Annotated in this window: 18 protein-coding genes; 9 read left to right on the top strand and 9 right to left on the bottom strand. The window is 43.9% G+C overall.

From position 1 onward, the window contains the following. Positions 1-6 precede the first annotated feature (6 nt). The 3 genes from ACT7WV_RS23195 to ACT7WV_RS23185 all read right to left on the bottom strand — a co-directional run bounded on the left by ACT7WV_RS23195 (position 7) and on the right by ACT7WV_RS23185 (position 2821). On the bottom strand, positions 7-867 hold the full coding sequence (locus ACT7WV_RS23195) for a hypothetical protein (RefSeq protein ID WP_445105142.1): 861 nt from the start codon (positions 865-867) through the stop codon (positions 7-9). A gap of 350 nt (positions 868-1217) precedes the next feature. Continuing rightward, positions 1218-2015 (bottom strand): type 1 glutamine amidotransferase, encoded by a 798-nt coding sequence (locus ACT7WV_RS23190; protein ID WP_445105141.1) that lies wholly within the window; start codon positions 2013-2015, stop codon positions 1218-1220. Positions 2016-2536: 521 nt separating this feature from the next. Beyond that, a complete protein-coding gene (locus tag ACT7WV_RS23185; protein ID WP_445105140.1) occupies positions 2537-2821 on the bottom strand; it encodes a hypothetical protein in 285 nt (94 codons plus the stop codon). A gap of 763 nt (positions 2822-3584) precedes the next feature. On the opposite strand from ACT7WV_RS23185, the gene ACT7WV_RS23180 reads away from it, so the two are divergent. Genes ACT7WV_RS23180 through ACT7WV_RS23165 form a run of 4 tightly spaced genes read left to right on the top strand, consistent with a single transcriptional unit; the run spans position 3585 to position 5795 of the window. After that, positions 3585-3911 (top strand): 2Fe-2S iron-sulfur cluster-binding protein, encoded by a 327-nt coding sequence (locus ACT7WV_RS23180; protein ID WP_445105139.1) that lies wholly within the window; start codon positions 3585-3587, stop codon positions 3909-3911. A gap of 29 nt (positions 3912-3940) precedes the next feature. Beyond that, a complete protein-coding gene (locus tag ACT7WV_RS23175) occupies positions 3941-4135 on the top strand; it encodes a hypothetical protein (RefSeq protein ID WP_445105138.1) in 195 nt (64 codons plus the stop codon). Next, positions 4132-5202 (top strand): DUF3326 domain-containing protein, encoded by a 1071-nt coding sequence (locus ACT7WV_RS23170; protein ID WP_445105137.1) that lies wholly within the window; start codon positions 4132-4134, stop codon positions 5200-5202. Before ACT7WV_RS23175 ends, ACT7WV_RS23170 begins: the two co-directional genes overlap by 4 nt. After that, positions 5202-5795 carry a CPBP family intramembrane glutamic endopeptidase gene (locus ACT7WV_RS23165; protein ID WP_445105136.1) on the top strand — a complete coding sequence of 198 codons (594 nt, stop codon included), beginning with the start codon at positions 5202-5204 and terminating at the stop codon, positions 5793-5795. The genes ACT7WV_RS23170 and ACT7WV_RS23165 overlap by 1 nt, the downstream gene beginning before the upstream one ends. 10 nt (positions 5796-5805) lie before the next feature. Here the strand turns inward: ACT7WV_RS23165 and purN are convergent, their stop codons facing one another. The 3 genes from purN to ACT7WV_RS23150 all read right to left on the bottom strand — a co-directional run bounded on the left by purN (position 5806) and on the right by ACT7WV_RS23150 (position 9120). Beyond that, a complete protein-coding gene (gene purN / locus ACT7WV_RS23160; protein ID WP_445105135.1) occupies positions 5806-6468 on the bottom strand; it encodes a phosphoribosylglycinamide formyltransferase in 663 nt (220 codons plus the stop codon). Positions 6469-6895: 427 nt separating this feature from the next. Further along, complete coding sequence (gene dnaA / locus ACT7WV_RS23155) at positions 6896-8281, bottom strand: chromosomal replication initiator protein DnaA (protein WP_445105134.1); 1386 nt, start codon at positions 8279-8281, stop codon at positions 6896-6898. Between the two features lie 428 nt (positions 8282-8709). Beyond that, positions 8710-9120 carry a J domain-containing protein gene (locus ACT7WV_RS23150; RefSeq protein ID WP_445105133.1) on the bottom strand — a complete coding sequence of 137 codons (411 nt, stop codon included), beginning with the start codon at positions 9118-9120 and terminating at the stop codon, positions 8710-8712. A gap of 506 nt (positions 9121-9626) precedes the next feature. Between ACT7WV_RS23150 and ACT7WV_RS23145 the strand changes: the two genes are divergently transcribed. Continuing rightward, positions 9627-10799 (top strand): pyridoxal phosphate-dependent aminotransferase, encoded by a 1173-nt coding sequence (locus ACT7WV_RS23145; RefSeq protein ID WP_445105722.1) that lies wholly within the window; start codon positions 9627-9629, stop codon positions 10797-10799. Positions 10800-10861: 62 nt separating this feature from the next. Continuing rightward, the gene (locus ACT7WV_RS23140) at positions 10862-11359 is read left to right on the top strand and encodes a universal stress protein (RefSeq protein WP_445105132.1); all 498 of its coding nucleotides are present in this window, start codon (positions 10862-10864) and stop codon (positions 11357-11359) included. 169 nt (positions 11360-11528) lie between these two features. On the opposite strand, the gene ACT7WV_RS23135 is transcribed toward ACT7WV_RS23140, so the two are convergent. Then, entirely contained in the window at positions 11529-12767 is a 1239-nt protein-coding gene (locus ACT7WV_RS23135; RefSeq protein ID WP_445105131.1) for a TetR family transcriptional regulator, read from the bottom strand. Between the two features lie 115 nt (positions 12768-12882). Here ACT7WV_RS23135 and ACT7WV_RS23130 point away from each other — a divergent pair, with 115 nt between their 5' ends. After that, positions 12883-13740 (top strand): acyl-CoA desaturase, encoded by an 858-nt coding sequence (locus ACT7WV_RS23130; RefSeq protein WP_445105130.1) that lies wholly within the window; start codon positions 12883-12885, stop codon positions 13738-13740. A 61-nt stretch (positions 13741-13801) separates the two neighbouring features. On the opposite strand, the gene ACT7WV_RS23125 is transcribed toward ACT7WV_RS23130, so the two are convergent. Beyond that, positions 13802-14095, bottom strand: a complete 294-nt coding sequence (locus ACT7WV_RS23125) for an acylphosphatase (RefSeq protein WP_445105129.1) — start codon at positions 14093-14095, stop codon at positions 13802-13804. Positions 14096-14612: 517 nt separating this feature from the next. Here ACT7WV_RS23125 and ACT7WV_RS23120 point away from each other — a divergent pair. Both ACT7WV_RS23120 and bioB read left to right on the top strand, forming a co-directional pair. Beyond that, a complete protein-coding gene (locus ACT7WV_RS23120; RefSeq protein WP_445105128.1) occupies positions 14613-15083 on the top strand; it encodes an ABA4-like family protein in 471 nt (156 codons plus the stop codon). A 121-nt stretch (positions 15084-15204) separates the two neighbouring features. Beyond that, positions 15205-16245, top strand: coding sequence for a biotin synthase BioB (gene bioB / locus ACT7WV_RS23115; protein ID WP_445105127.1), 1041 nt, complete (start codon positions 15205-15207; stop codon positions 16243-16245). 531 nt (positions 16246-16776) lie between these two features. Here bioB and ACT7WV_RS23110 read toward each other — a convergent pair. Further along, entirely contained in the window at positions 16777-17154 is a 378-nt protein-coding gene (locus ACT7WV_RS23110; protein ID WP_445105126.1) for an MgtC/SapB family protein, read from the bottom strand. Positions 17155-17478 lie beyond the last annotated feature (324 nt).

Here is a 17478-nt window from a genome sequence, read left to right as displayed (position 1 = left end):
GTCCCATTACAACTTCTGTGAGTGCGGCACAAACTCCTTAGTATCTGGTAAATATTCCCAAGCAATTCCTTGAGGATCTTTCGTTTGACTCCATTCTGAGAAGTCTGGATCCGATTTACGCTTACCCACAGTACTTGAATGAACATCGAGTCGTTTGGCAAGTTCGGCTTGAATGAGAGATGAACAAGCTTGCTGCTGGTTCTCGTTGCTTGAATCTGCCGACTGTTCTTCCTTTTCCTTGTGGTGCGATAAACTTGAATCTGGCTGTTGTTGTAATTGTTGGACGGCTGATATCTCCTCTGGAGGATACTTGCTCTGGGATGAGTACGACTCTTTTGCCGCTGGGACTTCCGTTCCTTCCAAGAAGTCGGTAGAAGAGCTATTTTTTCTGGGGATGGGTTCCTTTTGAGTTAGTTGCTCAATTAGCTTTGGGCTTTGATCACTAAAGGATTTATGATCTAGCTCCAAGGAGGGTTCACTATCATCAAAGATGCTACCCAGGGCGCTAGCAGTGAGAAAGTAGTACACAATCCCTCGATCTTCGTAGAATCGACGCTGGGCACCAAATTCTTCCGCTCTTTTGTCTAGGTATCGTCGTGCCGCTGACCCAGATAAGTTAGCCTTGAGTGACAAGTCAACTGGTGTCAGACAGCCTTGGTTTTCTCTAATTAGCTGATTGAAGAAGGGGTTTACTTGTTTACTCCACTGCTTCCATTGGTATTGCTGCCAAACGACCCAACCAATACTAATAAGTAACAGTGCCAGTAAAAAAGGCCAAGCCTCTAACAGCAAAACAACCACAAAGGCGATTGGGATTATGAGAATGAGAAGGCCAGTGGCACCACTATTGATTACTTTTCCTGTCATATCCCTGTTTGCAAATTTACATAATCTCTAACCACCAGAATAATCCCGCCATGCTTTGCTATGGCGGTAAAACTCATTAGTGGACGAGCTTTATCTGATATACAATCATTGCCAACTGCCACACTTACCAGAAAATGTAGCTTTCTCCCAAGCCAAAGCCCGAAACAATAGGCTGGTTGAACACAGCCCTAGAAATTCTCTTACTAGAAGTTTATCTTTAACTAGTACTTCTCCTAGAAAGCAGTGCTAGTGATCGCTTTAACAAAGCGCATCACGCCAGCGACGTTGGTTGGCACCTTGGTGATCGCGGAACGTGCCGCTGAAAGTCTGGTAAAAATATCTTACAAGATTTAAGGAGCTGTAACGGCAAGGCGTTTAAACATTGCTTGGCGTGCCTGCCCTGCCAAAGTATCATCTAAAGGTTCTAGAGATACTGCAGTCTGATACTTTTGCTTGAGTGCTGTCTGAATCAGCCAATCAGCTAGAAAGGGATTTTTCGGCAGTAAGGGACCGTGGGAATAGGTAGCGATCGCATTGCGATAGAATGCTCCTTCTGTACCGTCTTCCCCATTGTTACCGTAACCTTTGATTACGCGACCGAGGGGCTGTACATTCCCTAAATAGGTACGACCTCCATGATTTTCAAAGCCAATTATTACTGGCTTTTTCACTAGCATCGCTTCTAAGTCTTGCGCTAACGGTGAAGCTGTCGGTTCAAAGACAACGTTACCAATACAACGAGGTGCGCCTTGGCCGGGGTGCTTGCTGACTAAATCAAACAAACCCAATCCTTCAATCCTTTGACCCAGGGCTGGTTCATAGTAGTGACCCAAGAGTTGAGGCGCACCGCAGGTGAATACTCCTGGTGTTCCAGCCTCAATTTTTTCGCGCAGTGTTTCAGCTTTAATACCCCGTAAATCACGCATCACGATTTCCTGCTGTCTATCTTGAGCACCACCTCCCATCAGAATATCTACATTCTGGATTTGGGTCGCGGCGGTTTGCTGGTCGAGGGGTATGACTTGCACCCTAATACCTCGCCACTCAGCACGTTGCTGCAAACAGATGACATTGCCGCGATCACCGTAGGTACTCATTAGGGTGGGGTAAAGCCAGCCAATTATTAGTTCTAGCGGTTGAGGATTCATCTTCGGTTTGACTGAATTTTTTGATTAAGGTATCTTTTTCCCAATTATCAACATTAATTAAGTTTCGTAAAAACTCGAACATGAACTATAAAAGTTTAATTAATGCATGCTTCTAGAGGCTGATAAGGTTTTAAGGATAAAGCTACCATAGTTACTCGGAACAAGGCTAGCCTTGAAGGGAGCATAATTTTTTTATTGGTTGTTTTGGGCTGCGTTTTGTCGTGATGAGATAAGAGTATAGTTTTGAATCTTCTGCTGTATGGGGATGCACCCCTTCCTGGCTGATGGATAAGTATCTCTCAAAGCTCTGCCTTATCAAAGTCTAACCAGTAAAGCTACCGCAGAACAGTTCACGAAAAGCTAGTATTACACCCTGATAGAGAGTGAAGTATCAAGCAAATACCTAAGGCGCCAGCAACGGTGAATAATTTTTGGATCACCTCAACCGCTAAGGAATTTTTAGTTAATTAAGGAGTGACAGCTCAAGAATAGCGCTTGGCAAATATGGCTTACCGATTGATTTAGAGTAGAACACCCGGTTGGGGGATGATGGGATCTAGATATGGATTGGGAGGGACGGGAACGCCAGTGTCAGTATAGGGGGTAATTTCTGGAAAATGTTTTAGTATAAGAAAATCCAAAGCAGGATCCCCTGTTAATCCTCCAACTATCGTTGCACCTTCTTCTTCCGAGAGTTCTCGCCACAGTTCCTCTTGGCAGAAGCTTCCCGCTATTTGGCTTTCTGGCTCTAAAGGCAGACCCTTGCCTAAATTATCTTGTTCAGTTATTTCTTTTCTTACAGCCACCTATTTAACTCCTTGCTTATCGGTCTATAAATTAATTTTATCTTGTTCAATTTAAGGTATTAATTTTCTATCAGCAGCTAAAAAAATATGTGCTTCTCATCAATAATTTTAGCATAGGGCAATTACCAGCTCATAAACCTTATTTTGTACTCAGTTTGAGGACACTTAAGAATCTGCACACTGATCAACCTTGATAGATAAGTAGGTGGGTGAAATACTGAGATTCTCAGTGGCTGGTGTTTATTTTTGGGTGCCTAATCATTATTGGGAGGTAGTTGCCAATCAAATCGTCAATAAAATGAAGCAAGGGAAGCCAACAAATATTGAAAGGCTAAATCCTCTTCGCTTCAGTATCCTGCCCTACCTCAATGACAAATATTAATGCCAATCTACTTACTTTATATACAACCGCTTTCGATACCGCCATTCCGGAAATTTTTCTTTCTAATACTAAACTTGTTGAAAATTGCTGCTCATAAGCCAAATTGAAACACTTTTAGACAATTTTAGATAATTACCCGTTGCTGTTACCTTCTAGGAATACTCCAGAGACTTTCTAGAAATTAACTTGTGAAAAACTAGCCTGCCACACTAAGCTTTGCAGATGTGGTGTTAGTTGATAGTGCTGCCCTTACTGTCTCCTCCTCTCCCAACCCCCACGACTAAAAGATGGTTGATTGCTCCGCTTATGGCGGTAAAATGATCCAGTAAAAGTCCAGTTCCCTTTTGGGGGATTGAGCGCGTCAAGCCGATAACTTACAGGATGCCCAAGACTTACACCGTCGAAATCCACCATCAAGGTACTACCAGCACCATAGAAGTGGCGGAAGATCAAAAAATTCTACAGGCCGCTGATGCTGCTGGTATAGAGCTGCCTAATTCTTGCAATGCAGGAGTTTGTACTACCTGTGCTGCAAAAATAATGGGAGAAGGCACTGTAGAGCAAAGTGATGGTATGGGAGTCTCCCCCGAACTGCAAGCTGAAGGGTATGCACTACTGTGTGTTGCCTATCCCCGCTCTAACTTGAAGCTGGAGACAGAGAAAGAAGACGAAGTATATGACCGTCAATTCGGTCAGCCGCAAAGTTAGTTGTACACTAAGCTTCAATAAAAAAGTAAATGACTACTCACTTCATTACCGCAGAAATTGACCTCCAAGAGTCGCCAGTCCAGTTACAAAAAGAAATTGAAGCCGAATTGCAAAAACAGGGAGAACCCCTACGCTGGGCAGTGACAAATGTGGATACACAAAAGCAGACTGCCCAAGTAGAAGCAATTGTGACAGTAGCCAACACTACCTCTAATCAGGAGTGAATCGGCGTCCTTACACGGTTGTTTTAATTGTCCCTACTGGTGTCGGGGCGTCAATTGGGGGTTATGCGGGAGATGCCCTACCTGTGGCAAGAGCGATCGCCTCAATCTGCGATCGCTTAATAACTCACCCCAATGTCCTCAATGGCGCACAGTTGTACTGGAACTTACCTAATGCTTTTTATGTGGAAGGTTATGGTCTTGACAAATTTGCTGCTGAATGCTGGGGACTAAGACCCGTACACCAGAATCGGGTGGGGCTAATTTTAGATCAAGGCATAGAACCAGAGCTGCGCCTGAGACACTTGCAAGCCGCTGATGCTACTAGAGCTACATTGGGACTAAACCTAACCGACTATGTAGTTACAGACGCCCCCTTAAAAGTAGATCTAAGGACAGCAGCATCTGGAGCAAGCTGGGGCACCATTGGCAATCCCGACAGTTTATTGCGAGCTGCTCAGGTGCTAATCGAGCAGGCAAAAGCAGAAGCGATCGCAGTTGTGGCTCGCTTCCCTGACGATCCTGAGAGTGAGGTACTACAGGCTTATCGCCAGGGAAGGGGAGTTGACCCCCTGGCTGGCGCTGAAGCTGTTATTAGCCACCTAGTGGTTCGTACTTTTAAAGTACCTTGTGCTCATGCACCAGCACTGAAACCTTTACCCATCGACCCAGATTTATCACCTCGCTCTGCGGCGGAGGAATTAGGCTACACTTTTCTACCCTGCGTTCTGGTGGGACTGAGTCGCGCTCCCCAGTTTATTGTCGATCAGCAAAACTTAACGTCTCGATCAGGAGATATCTGGGCAAAGGAAGTGGACGCTGTAGTCTTACCAGCAACTGCCTGTGGCAGTAGTGCCATGCTGAGTTTTAGCCAGTCAGGAGCTTCAATAATTGCCGTTGAGGAAAATCAAACTTCAATGAAAGTTCCTCCGGAATTTTTAGGGATTAAGGCAATACGGGTACACTCTTATTTAGAGGCACTAGGCTTTCTGGTCGCTCATCACGCTGGTATTAGTGCTGACGCCCTAAGCCCATCTCTGTCGTCCTTGCATCGTTTATCTCTTTCCTAGTGACCAAACAGCTTCCCGATAATCCTGAAATTGAACCCTTGACCCGCACCCAAGTTTTAATCGCTATGGGTGTAACTGCCGTCGTGTTGCTTTTTCTTGCCAAGCTCTGGCTACAATTAGGCTCTGTTACTCTTCTGCCAATACGCGGCACCACTGACAGCATACTTTTGGGGCTGGGTATGGCGGTAGGAATTACTGCTGCTAGTAGCTTGGTTTATCATCTGTGGCCGGCCTATCGCCAAAGCGCTGATTTTTACTTGCATTTAGTACTTAAACCTTTAGTATTACCGGATCTAATTTGGCTAGGTTTGCTGCCTGGAATGAGTGAAGAATTGTTATTTCGAGGGGTGATGTTGCCAGCTGTTGGCTTGAATGCCACTGGTGTTGTTGCGACTAGTCTGCTATTTGGAGTTTTGCACTTGAGTACACTACAACAATGGCCTTACGTGGTTTGGGCAACAGTTGTGGGGCTACTGTTGGGATTTAGTGCCTTGGCAACTGGTAATTTGTTGGTGCCAATTGTTGCTCACATTATTACAAATTTGCTGTCCAGTTATCTTTGGAAGCTGGGCAATAAACAAATTGAGGCTTAAAGTTGACTGTCTACTCCTGCAATTGTGCTGCTAGAGCGATCGCTTGGGGCAAAATGCAATGTTCTTGCACTTGAATCCTGGCATGTAAGGTTTCTGCTGTATCCTCGGCTAGTACAGGTACGGCTGCTTGTATAAGGATTTTGCCACTGTCAACTTCCGGACTTACGAGATGAACGGTACAGCCAGCAAGTTTTACTCCAGCATCTAAGGCTTGTTCCACAGCACGCACTCCTTTGAAACTGGGTAATAAGCTGGGGTGGATATTAATTATTTGTTTGGGAAAAGCATTAATTAGTACTGATGTAACAATTCGCATCCAACCCGCCATAACCACCCATTCCACCCCATACTCCCGGAGAGTATCAACAATTTGGCTGTCTAAATCTTCGCGTTTTTTATAGTTTCGGTGGTTGAGCAAAACGGCAGGAACTCCCCATTTTTCGGCTCTTGCTGCTGCTTTAATACCTGGATTGTTGTAAATTAAAATTTGGATTTGGGCGTTGAGTTGTCCGTTGTGGATCGCTTGAGCCACTGCCTCAAAGTTACTGCCACTTCCAGAAGCCATAATTCCCAGCTTGAGAGGCGAGTTAGGAGATGACTCAATGGGGTTGGTGGGGATGGTAGGAGAAATTAGGCTAGTGTGGGAATCAGTCAAGGTAATATTGGCAGTCATTTGAAAGCGATCAATAAAGGCGCTCGTCCGTTATTTATTATCTGGGACTGGGGTCACAAATAAACTAATTTCAAGATTTTTTTATTGTGATCAGGATCGGCAATTAAGCGGTTTAAAGCCAAAGCCAAAGAAATTAAGGGTTAAGCAAGTAACTATATAGCAATTTTCGGTGAATCGTGAAAACTGCTAATCTACCAAGCCATCAGTGAGCGCCAACGCCCATTAAAGACATTCTTCGAGGACTGAAAGACGGCCTCAACAAATGGTCTTGTGGAAATTGTGGAAAAACTCGATAGAGCCTTAATATTACATGCTTATTCGGATTCGCGGCTTGTGGAAAACATGTGGAAAAGTACCCTGAATTATCCACAGGGTATTTTTACTTTAGGTCAATTGTACCTAATCCTACAGTTTTTCTCTGGAGGTTTCAAGCTTGACTTTGGGTGGTACTGGCAAGATTAATGCGATCGCTCAACTGACGCAGTTTTTGGTCTAAACTAGCATCTTTTTCTCGCAACTGAGCAATTTTATCGCAACTATACATCACGGTAGTGTGGTCTTTGCCACCAAATTCCTCACCAATTCGGGGTAAGCTCAAATCAGTATGCTGCCGCATCAAATACATACCAATTTGCCGAGACCAACTGATTTCTCGGCGACGGGAGTTACCTTTCATATCCTCACTAGAGACATTCAAGGCATCTGCTACCGTCATTAAAATCACTTCTGGAGCCGCTTTGACACTCTGCACAGGAGGATTCAAAATTGGTGCAATATTCTCAACGATCATAGACAAACCTGAAATCGAAATATAAGCCACCGCCCGAGTCAAAGCTCCTTCTAACTCCCGAATATTTGAAGTGTATTTAGTGGCAATATATTCAATTACTTCTCGTGAAAGGCGTATATTTTTTTCTTCTGCTTTCTTTTGTAAAATTGCCATCCGCGTTTCAAAATCTGGCAGCTGAATATCTGCAATTAAACCCATCGAAAAGCGGGAACATAGTCGTTCCTGTAAGCTGTTAATCTGGTTAGGGGGTCGGTCTGAAGCCAACACAACTTGCTTACCAGCTTCATGTAAAGTATTAAAAGTGTAGAAAAACTCTTCTTGAGTGTATTCTTTTCCTTCAATGAACTGAATATCGTCTACTAACAAAACTTCTGCCGCCCGATAATGATCTCGAAAACTCTGTAAGCTATCTTTACGAATTGCGGCAATTAAGTCGTTGGTAAATTTTTCCGTGGAAACATAAAAGATTTTGGAATCAGGAGAAACGCCAAGTCGATAATGACCAATGGCCTGCATTAAATGAGTTTTTCCTAAACCAACACCACCGCAGAGAAACAGAGGATTAAATTCACGTCCTGGAGATTCTGCCACAGCTAAAGCAGCAGCATGAGCCATGCGGTTATTTGAGCCAACTACGAAGCCAGAGAAGACATACTTGAGATTTAACTCTGTAGATCCGGTAGATTGTTGGTGAGGTGTACTATCTAAAGTATTTTTGACTACAGGTAGTGACCAAGAGAGGTTCTCTCCGTCACCCATAGAGTCGTTTTCTTCTGTCGTGGTAGTAAAGCAAATTTCTACTGGTTGACCCAAAACCTCCTCAACGACTTTGGCAATCGTTGGGACGTAGTGCTTTTGCAGCCAATTTCTGGCAAAGGGATTGGGAGTGCGAATCAGTAAGCAATTATTCTCTAACTGCTCAGCACTGGTGGTTTTAATCCAGGTTTCAAAGGTGGGTTGGCTCAGTTGCAGCTGTAAACGCTCCAATACTTGACTCCAGAGCTTTTCTGGGGTTGTTTCCATGAGCTTTCCTCCACCGTAATTTTGACATTCTCTCCTCAAGACCAGGAGTAAGTTTGGGCTGTTTACCTCAGATAACGGTTGTCACGCAGATCAGCCTTTGAGAGTGAAGCCCAAGTAGTCTTCTCTCCCTGTACTCATAACTATGGCTAACTCACGCGAAAACTGCTGTTAGCTTCACTAGGCAGCGGTCATTCTTCGCCATCTCAATTACTGAGGTGGCACGCAGGAATAACCGAACTACTCTTTCCAATCTACCGCCTTTACTCTAACCTTAACTAGAACTCACCCAAAAGAATCGAGCAGCTCAAGGCAAAACCAAAAAACAAGCAACTTTCCCCTTAGTAAGGGAGAGGGCTGGGGAGGAGTAGAAGGTATTGATACAGGACGTCTAATCTCTTGAGCTAACTCCTGCGGTGCGTAAGTCCCAATTAATCTAACCAATCGTTAAAATCGCTGACTTTGGAACTGGCACATCGCCGGACATCTCTAATGGTTCTTTTGTCGCTTCCTGCACCTGGTCTAGTGGCTTTTGAGTGATTTGCTTTCCCAGGGTGCCAGCGCGACTCAGAAGACTTCTGCTGTGAAGTTCGGGATACTTGAACTCTCGACTGAGTGCTTAGATTTGTACTCATAGCAGTTGGTTGAAAAGAACGCAACTGGGCATGAGCTTCATTGAGTTGTTGAAGTTTATAGTTTGCCTTTTGTTGTAGACGAGGATGACCAACAAAACGATCAGGGTGCCAAACCCAAGTCAAATCGAGGTAGCCTTGGTGAACTTCCTCTGGTGAAGCTCCCGGCTCCAATTCAAGGATTCTGTAGCATCGTTCAGTATCTAACATCTACAACATCCCCTAGTGAGACAAACCTAGTATTCAGAATGGTAGTTCAACTGAGAAGCGACTGAGATTTAGGTAAGGTAAAAGAACACATCAGTTTAGGATCAGTTGAGGAAAGATATATTTTGTAGTCTTGATGTAACTTAAGTTCATGCTTTCCTCTTACCGAGAGCATTACTTGCCCTCATGTTGTCAAAAAATCATGACTTTTGAGAGACACTGGATAGCACACTTAGCCCGGCTTCCCTCCTTTGACGGGGCGGTTTAATGGCAAAAAATTGATGCTCAATCCACAGTAAAAAAAATAGTATCAGCGCTCAAAAAGCAAAAAAAAAAGTAATTGGCCGCGTGATTGCAAGTTAGTCTGGGAAACTAGAGAAATCGTCCAGGCGTCTCCTTTTCGGATAGTTAGTTCCTAAGGAGCCGTTTCTCTAGAGCTTCACGTGCAATTGGTGCGTGGCGCTATTTTAGGACGCAATTCCTCAGTTAGTCTTTCAGGTGTAGTAAGCATGAAGCTGGCAGCACGAGTTAGTCAAGTTTCCCCTTCCCTCACCTTGGCAATTGCTGCAAAAGCCAAGGCGATGAAGGCAGAAGGTTTAGATGTTTGTAGTTTCAGTGCTGGGGAGCCAGATTTTGATACTCCAGCACACATTAAAACAGCTGCCAAACAAGCTCTGGATGATGGAAAAACGCATTATGGACCAGCCGCTGGAGAACCGAGGCTGCGGGATGCGATCGCCCATAAACTGTGTGCAGAAAATGGTCTGGCTTATGAAAGTGCCAATGTAATCGTGACCAACGGTGGCAAACAATCTCTATTCAACATGATGTTGGCGTTGATTGAAGCCGGAGACGAGGTAATTATCCCGGCTCCCTATTGGCTCTCCTATCCAGAAATGGTGAAGCTTGCCGGTGGAGTTCCGGTAATTATTCCCACAGATACTTCTTGTAATTACAAAATTACCCCCGATCAGCTACGCGCCTCGATAACACCCAAGACAAAACTGTTTGTACTCAATTCACCCTCTAATCCTACGGGCATGGTTTACACACCCGCAGAGATTAAGGCACTGGCTCAAGTAGTGGTTGAGCAAGATATTTTGGTAGTCTCCGACGAGATTTACGAGAAAATTATCTACGACGACACTAAACACCTGAGTATTGGTGCTGCTGGATCAGAAATTTTTGAGCGCACGATTATTAGCGGTGGCTTCGCCAAAGCTTTCTCGATGACGGGTTGGCGTTTAGGTTATTTAGCAGGTCCGTTAGAACTGATTAAGGCAGTAACCACAATTCAAGGTCAGAGTACTTCAAATGTTTGTACCTTTGCTCAGTATGGCGGGATCGCTGCCTTGGAAGGTTCCCTTGAATGTGTAGAACAGATGCGCCAAGCTTTTGACCAACGAAGAAAGATCATGTTTGAGCGCCTCAATGCCATACCAGGACTCAGTTCTCCCAAGCCAGATGGGGCTTTCTATCTGTTTGCCGACATTAGTAAAACAGGTCTCAAATCCGAGGAATTTTGCAAAGCTCTACTAAACTCAGAGCAGGTGGCAGTAATTCCCGGCATCGCTTTTGGTGATGATGATTGTATCCGCCTTTCCTATGCCACCGACATCACCTCTATTAAGAAAGGAATGGACAGGTTAGATAAGTTTGTCAGATGCACAGTTGGTTCTTAGACTTGCCAATGGCGCAAGCTAGAAGAACATTTTTTGTTTAATTCGCATCTAGGTGCACAGCGATGAAGTACAGAAAGATTTTGGTGGCAATTGACCGTTCTTCCCAAGCGGAAGGAGTTTTTGAACAGGCTTTAGAGCTAGCAAAGAAAGAAAAAGCTTCTTTAATGATTCTCCATTCCTCGTCTTTGGATACTCAAATAGGTAGAAACTATACAGATTTATTCGGCACAGAATTGGTCAACTACTCTGCCGAGATGCAAGCAGAGTTGCAGAAGGCCCATCAAGAAACTCGCGAGTGGCTAGAAGTCTATGGTCATCGAGCAATTGCCCAGAGAGTGCCAACAGAATGGCAATTCAAAGTAGGAGATGCTGGGAGCACGATTCGGGAAATGGTCAACGATTGGGGCGCAGATTTAGTCGTGTTAGGTCGTCGTGGTCACAGGGGACTAGAAGAAATGTTTCTAGGGAGCGTTAGTAGTTATGTTATCCACCGTGTTTCTTGCTCAGTTTTAATTGTGCAAGGCATCACTGCTTCTGCTACAGATACCAGTTCTCTTTAATTTAACCATGTACATCATCAATAATTACCCCCTTTAGTTTCCCTAAAGCCCTTCGGATATTCACCAAGGGCTTATGTTATTAATTTTCTGTTTTCTATGTACGACTGCTTCCGATGTCACCTCAAGTGGGAAAGAAGTAAAAATTCAAAACTATTTAAGAGTTGAGTTTCTACGTCTTCTGATCAGCGCGAAGAGCTCGCTCTAAAGCAGCTTTTTCTCTAGCTCTACGTGCATAAGGCTGTAATTGATTAACGTCCCAACCGCTGAGTATGCTTAAATCGTCCAAATCGATTCCCCTCATTAACATTTCCACACACCAGGTTTGTCGTGCTTGTTCAATTAATACTGGTTCACCTTGAGGAGTTAGCAGCCCGGAGGTAAATTCCTGCCACAAATTACGTAACTCAGCCTCCGTTAAAGGCTGAGTGGCATCATTAATAAATAAAGCAGATTGCTCATCTTTACGGCTTTTGAGCCATTGGCTCAAGGGATTGCGAGTATAGGAGCCATGACGCTTTCCCATAATCCACTGATTTACCGGCACTTGTCGAATTGCGCCTTGAGTTATCTGTAACAGATGTTCTTGGGTATCAGTGATTTGGTGTAATCGTTCCAAGGCGACGACTTCTTGAGGAAGCAAACCTGTGCCAAACAGGACATAGGCTAAAGCATAATCCCGCAGTCCTCGTTTTTTAGCTTGTTGCAAAATTGAATGAACAAAGGTTGCTGGTAAATCAGCTACTTTTTTACTAGGTGTTTCAGGTTCTTGGTGGGAAAGTGGAAGGTTTAAAAATTGCTGGGAATCTTCTGAGGAAACTGATCCGTGTAAACACATCTGCACCAAATTATCCAAAAAATCCTCCCTGTCCTCCCAAAGTTCATGGAACTCACTGGTCAACTCAATGACTAAATATCCAAATAACATGCCATTAAGTAAACTAGCTAATTTTTCTGGAGCTATGGAGGGGGATAATTGCTCCCGCTCAATTACAGCTGCTAGATACCTAGCGAATGCACGGTTTGCTAAAGTTATGCTTAGTCCTAGAGCTCGTCGATTTTCTACTGTGTACTTACCAGCTTCACCCACGACGGAGCGCAGCATTTCCGGAACCTGTTCTAGAGCCTTTAAGCGATCGCTTGCATATTTTTTGAGAGCCTGCTCCAGATTGCTAGTCTGACCAACTTGCTCTTTAAGGGATTCACCTAGTTGAGTAAATACAGCAGACTCTTCCATCACAGCCAAGAGCAATCCCTGCTTATTACCAAAGTGTCGGAAAAGTGTCACCTCATTAACTTGTGCTAATTCGGCAATCTGCCGAGTTGTTGTTTCGGTAACTCCTTGAGAGGTAAATAACTCCAGTGCTGCGTTGATTAAGCGTGTTCTTGCTGAAGAACGTGGTCGAGACATTAGGGATAAAATGTAAGTGGCACTTGCAGTTATTCATTATAGTTGTTAAGCTCTAGAGGGATAAGCAAGCAGCACTTGCATCTTGCCTTTCCCCATCCAGACTCTTTTTACAAGTATGACTAACAACTTACTGGGAGCTGTCCCAGAAAACAGCTCGAAGTATACCCTCAACTGGCCCAGTGTAGGGTTTTTCGCCGCCATTCATGCTTTGGCAATGCTCGCTCCCTGGTTTTTTTCCTGGCCAGCTCTAGGATTGACAATATTTCTCCACTGGTTAATGGGCAGCATTGGTATTTGTTTGGGCTATCATCGGCTTTTAACCCATCGTAGCTTTCAAGTGCCTAAATGGCTGGAATATATTATTGCTACTATAGGTGCTATTGCCCTTCAAGGAGGACCTATTTTTTGGGTAGCAAACCATCGTATTCATCATATTTATACGGAAGATGAAGAGAAAGATCCTTATTCTGCACGACGGGGTTTTTGGTGGAGCCATATGCTGTGGATTTTTTATCAGAAAAGCGAATTTTTTGAGTACGAAATTTACAAGAAATCTGCGCCTGATTTAGCAAAAGATCCTTATTATCGATGGCTTAACCGCTACTTCTTATTACTCCAGATTCCCCTAGGACTCTTGCTTTATCTTTTAGGAGGATGGTCTTTTGTTATCTACGGAATGTTTTTGAGAGCAGTGTTGCTGTGGCATAGTACCTGGTTAATTAATTCTGCTTCTCATCTGCGAGGCTATCAGACTTTTGAGGTAGAAGATGGCTCTCGTAACCTTTGGTGGGCGGCAATCTTAACTTATGGAGAAGGTTGGCACAACAATCACCATGCTTACCCTAATATTGCACCGGCAGGACACAAATGGTGGGAAATTGATGTCACTTGGTGGGCAATTCAAGTCCTACGAGCTTCTGGTTTGGCGAAGAAAGTAGTGATGCCCAAACAACAGGCATCATCAGGAGTTTAGAAATTAGTATCAGATTGAGATCTCCCCTAATGAGAACCAAGGGGAGATCTCAATTAATTCACTACCTAATTTCAAATCCATCTAATCCTTTTAGCTTTTCATACTCAACTTGAACAGATTCAACTGCAGCATTTGTAGGCCCTTGGTGACACCAGCGAACTATTGCTTGAACATCTTCGGCAGCTCCTTCAAATACTGCTTCTACACGGCCATCAGAAAGATTCTTTACCCAGCCACCAAGTCTCAAACGCTTTGCTTGATGACCAGTAGAGTAGCGAAAGCCAACTCCTTGAACCTTACCAGACAAGAAAACATGCGTGCGAATTTGCTCTTGTGGTGTTGATGAGTTTGGCATTAACCAGTCTAATATTGACGACACTAAATCAGATTGTACTGTCAAATATTTCTATAGCATCCTCACAGCGAAACATGCGTTTGTCAATCTGTGGGAAGTCAGCAATTTCTACATCTAAGTTCTTAGTGAGATGAGCATCACATGCACCTAGATTTATTCTTGCAGGCGAACGATCGCACTAAGGAGCAATATCGGGTAAAAGGCGAGGTGAGTGTCCCTGTAGCAAGGCATTAGCTAAGTTTTCCAGAATCTGAACAATAGCATCGGCAAATTGCTGGAAATCAGAGCATTAAACTCTCCACTCAATTCCTGACGGTGTTCTGCTAAAGTCGTGATTGAATTGAAAAAGCGGCGAATGTATAGTGTCAGCGCTGTAATCGATTCAAAAGATCAATTTTTGACGGCATAGCCCAGAATTTGGATTAGCTGGGAGAGGAGGCACGGGGCTATCCAGTAGTTAACCTCGAAATTTAAGTAGAATCACAGGTAGTTATTTTGCTGCTGCCTTAGCTCTACTATGACAATTTCTCTACTGTTCGATATCGCCAATGTCTTTGTTTTGCCGTTTTGGGTACTGATGATTGTGCTACCAAATTGGGGTGTCACTAAGCGGGTGATGGAATCCTATTTACCGTTTGTCGCTTTGGCATTTTTGTATGTTTATTTGTTCGTCAGCAGCATTACACCAGAATCGGCACAAGCTTTATCTAATCCTCAGCTAGCTGATATTGCCAGATTTTTTGCTGACGAAACAGCAGCAGCTACAGGATGGATTCATTTTTTAGTGATGGATTTGTTTGTCGGACGCTATATTTATCTAGAAGGGCAGCGTACTGGTGTTTGGACTATTCACTCAGTGGTACTGTGTTTGTTCGCTGGCCCAATGGGTTTACTTTCTCACATCTTCACCTACTGGATTACACAAAAATTCGCCTCTCCTGCGGAGTCAGACTCAACAACCCCATCCACGAGCACGCCGCAAGCCTGAGATGTGTTACTTTAGCTGTTGCTTGTTACCTGTAAAGATAGGGAACAAAATACTTAGTTAAACCTAAGCATGGTATAAAAACTACAACCTCGTAGTTGACAAAGCCAAGGTTAGAAAAATCATGTCACAATTCCCGGTAGATTCTCCAAGCTGGAACCGGCTTGCTGAGCGGTCTCTTGCTGGTGAGCTACTCACACGCTCAGAAGCGCTGGCGGTGCTTCGTGCCCCTGACGAAGTACTACTAGAGCAGCTTGCTGCTGCCTACCGGGTGCGTCGGCACTACTGGGGAAATCGGGTGCGGCTGCACTTCCTACTCAATGCTCAGAGTGGCTTGTGTCCAGAAGACTGTCATTATTGCTCTCAGTCCAAAATCTCTACAGCTCAGATTGAGAAATATCCCTTACTGGCAAAAGAAGAAATTCTCAAGGCGGCTGAACGTGCCCAACAACTGAAGGCGGGGACTTTCTGTATGGTGATTTCTGGACGCTCTCCCACGGAATCAGTTTTTACGAGAGTTCTGGATAGTGTGCGGGAGGTAAAGGCAAAATACGACCTCAAAATTTGCGCTTGCTTGGGTCTGTTGAACGAAGAGCAGACACGCAGTTTAGCAGAAGCGGGGGTAGATCGAGTCAACCACAATCTCAATTCTTCAGAAGAGCATCACTCTCAAATCTGTACCACCCATGATTTTAGTGACCGCGTGGCGACAGTGCAAAATGTCAAGGCGGCAGGGATTACGACCTGTTCCGGGGGGATTTTGGGCATGGGAGAATCGGATGATGATGTCATTGATTTGGCAGTTTCTCTGCGAGAACTAGAGGTAACTAGTGTTCCTCTTAATTTCTTGATTCCGATTCCTGGCACTCCTTTTGAGGGTAAGCAAGAGCTGGATCCGCGTCATTGCTTGCGTATTCTCTGCCTCTTTCGCTTGTTACTTCCAACTCAAGAAATTAGGATTGCTGGTGGCCGAGAGGTTCACTTGCGATCGCTCCAGCCTCTGGGTCTGTATTCAGCTAATTCTATCTTTATCGGGGATTATTTAACTACTGCTGGACAAGCCACTTGCAAGGATTTAGAAATGATTCGTGATGCTGGGTTTGTACTGGAGGCACCGGACGGTTCTGTCCTGGAAGGAGATCTTTTGGAGAGCATCTCGCCTTGACAAAAATATTAGGTAGTAAGCTGGACATTGAGATAAGCAGAAGGAAGTTGTAGCATCCTAGGTAGGTTTTCTCATGTTCACTGTGCACCAGACTTTTTTAAACGCTGAACAATCTGTTGGGCAGCCTATCTAACAGAACAAAAACCAATGGAACATAAGCTTTATGGTAAAAACTACTCTTAGTTAAAGATTGTTTCTTAATACTTTATTAAGGTATTTGCTAAGGTGAGATGCTCCCCAACTGCAGTACCCCCTTGAGATCAAAGAATCAGCTTTTTGATTTCAAGGGTGCGATGCTGTATTATTGTTGATACTAGGCAATTTTTAACCACAATTACTACTTAAAATAAACCTAGGTTAATATAGGTATTTATTACCTTTGATCGGTTCTTTAATACAGTTACCTTTAGATTAATTGACCAAAGGCTTAGCAGAGATCATTGGCTAAACATTAGTTGCGATAACAAATTTATATAAAAATATAAAGCTGGTAATTGGCTAGTACTCAAAGAAGTCTGGCAAAAAAACTAACTACAGATGCTGCTCAAACTTCTTAACAATCCTCAGCACCACCCAAGTCACTGCAGCACCAACTAATCCAACTAGCCATAAGCCACAGCCGACAGCAACACCAAGGGAGGCAGAGATCCAAACCGTAGCAGCGGATGTGAGTCCACGAACGCGTGAATCTCGTAAGATTGTCCCTCCACCGATAAAACCTACGCCACTGATCACACCAGCTATAGCTCGACCAAGTATATCTGGATTATCTTGAGCTACACCAATTTCGATAGGTATCAAAACAAATAAAGCTGCCCCAAAACTGACCAGCATATTGGTTCTTAAGCCAGCTGCTTTGTTTCTAGCTTCCCTTTCAGCACCAACAATCGCTCCGACAAGCAAAGACATGCCTAATCGAAGGATTAGGTTAAATTCACCAACCGGTGTCAAAGAATAAGCTTCTGACAATTTATTTATATAGACATATATGGGTACTTTAGCATCCTCTCAAAATCATTAATAACAACAAATCTACAGGTAGATAGATGTTTTGAAAGGGAGAAGAAATTTAGCTTAGACCATAGCCCAAGCTGGCCATTTACTAGTTAACCACACTAACAGCCAACATATCAGTTATTTTCTCAACTTATGTTACTAGATGAACTCCACAAAAAGTTACAAAAAAGACGATATTTTTTTGAGAGTAATATTTCCAAGTGACCGGCAAACAAG

The organism is Symploca atlantica LB2515 (assembly GCF_052546295.1).
The sequence above is the reverse complement of the archived record's forward strand: the minus strand, read 5'-3'. Positions and strand labels throughout refer to the sequence as shown.

Coding starts and splice junctions, on each gene's coding strand:
- ACT7WV_RS23195 (WP_445105142.1), bottom strand. CDS start 867: ATGACAGGAAAAGTAATCAATAGTGGTGCCACTGGCCTTCTCATTCTC.
- ACT7WV_RS23190 (WP_445105141.1), bottom strand. CDS start 2,015: ATGAATCCTCAACCGCTAGAACTAATAATTGGCTGGCTTTACCCCACC.
- ACT7WV_RS23180 (WP_445105139.1), top strand. CDS start 3,585: ATGCCCAAGACTTACACCGTCGAAATCCACCATCAAGGTACTACCAGC.
- ACT7WV_RS23175 (WP_445105138.1), top strand. CDS start 3,941: ATGACTACTCACTTCATTACCGCAGAAATTGACCTCCAAGAGTCGCCA.
- purN (WP_445105135.1), bottom strand. CDS start 6,468: ATGACTGCCAATATTACCTTGACTGATTCCCACACTAGCCTAATTTCT.
- dnaA (WP_445105134.1), bottom strand. CDS start 8,281: ATGGAAACAACCCCAGAAAAGCTCTGGAGTCAAGTATTGGAGCGTTTA.
- ACT7WV_RS23150 (WP_445105133.1), bottom strand. CDS start 9,120: ATGTTAGATACTGAACGATGCTACAGAATCCTTGAATTGGAGCCGGGA.
- ACT7WV_RS23145 (WP_445105722.1), top strand. CDS start 9,627: ATGAAGCTGGCAGCACGAGTTAGTCAAGTTTCCCCTTCCCTCACCTTG.
- ACT7WV_RS23140 (WP_445105132.1), top strand. CDS start 10,862: ATGAAGTACAGAAAGATTTTGGTGGCAATTGACCGTTCTTCCCAAGCG.
- ACT7WV_RS23135 (WP_445105131.1), bottom strand. CDS start 12,767: ATGTCTCGACCACGTTCTTCAGCAAGAACACGCTTAATCAACGCAGCA.
- ACT7WV_RS23130 (WP_445105130.1), top strand. CDS start 12,883: ATGACTAACAACTTACTGGGAGCTGTCCCAGAAAACAGCTCGAAGTAT.
- ACT7WV_RS23125 (WP_445105129.1), bottom strand. CDS start 14,095: ATGCCAAACTCATCAACACCACAAGAGCAAATTCGCACGCATGTTTTC.
- ACT7WV_RS23120 (WP_445105128.1), top strand. CDS start 14,613: ATGACAATTTCTCTACTGTTCGATATCGCCAATGTCTTTGTTTTGCCG.
- bioB (WP_445105127.1), top strand. CDS start 15,205: ATGTCACAATTCCCGGTAGATTCTCCAAGCTGGAACCGGCTTGCTGAG.
- ACT7WV_RS23110 (WP_445105126.1), bottom strand. CDS start 17,154: ATGTCTTTGCTTGTCGGAGCGATTGTTGGTGCTGAAAGGGAAGCTAGA.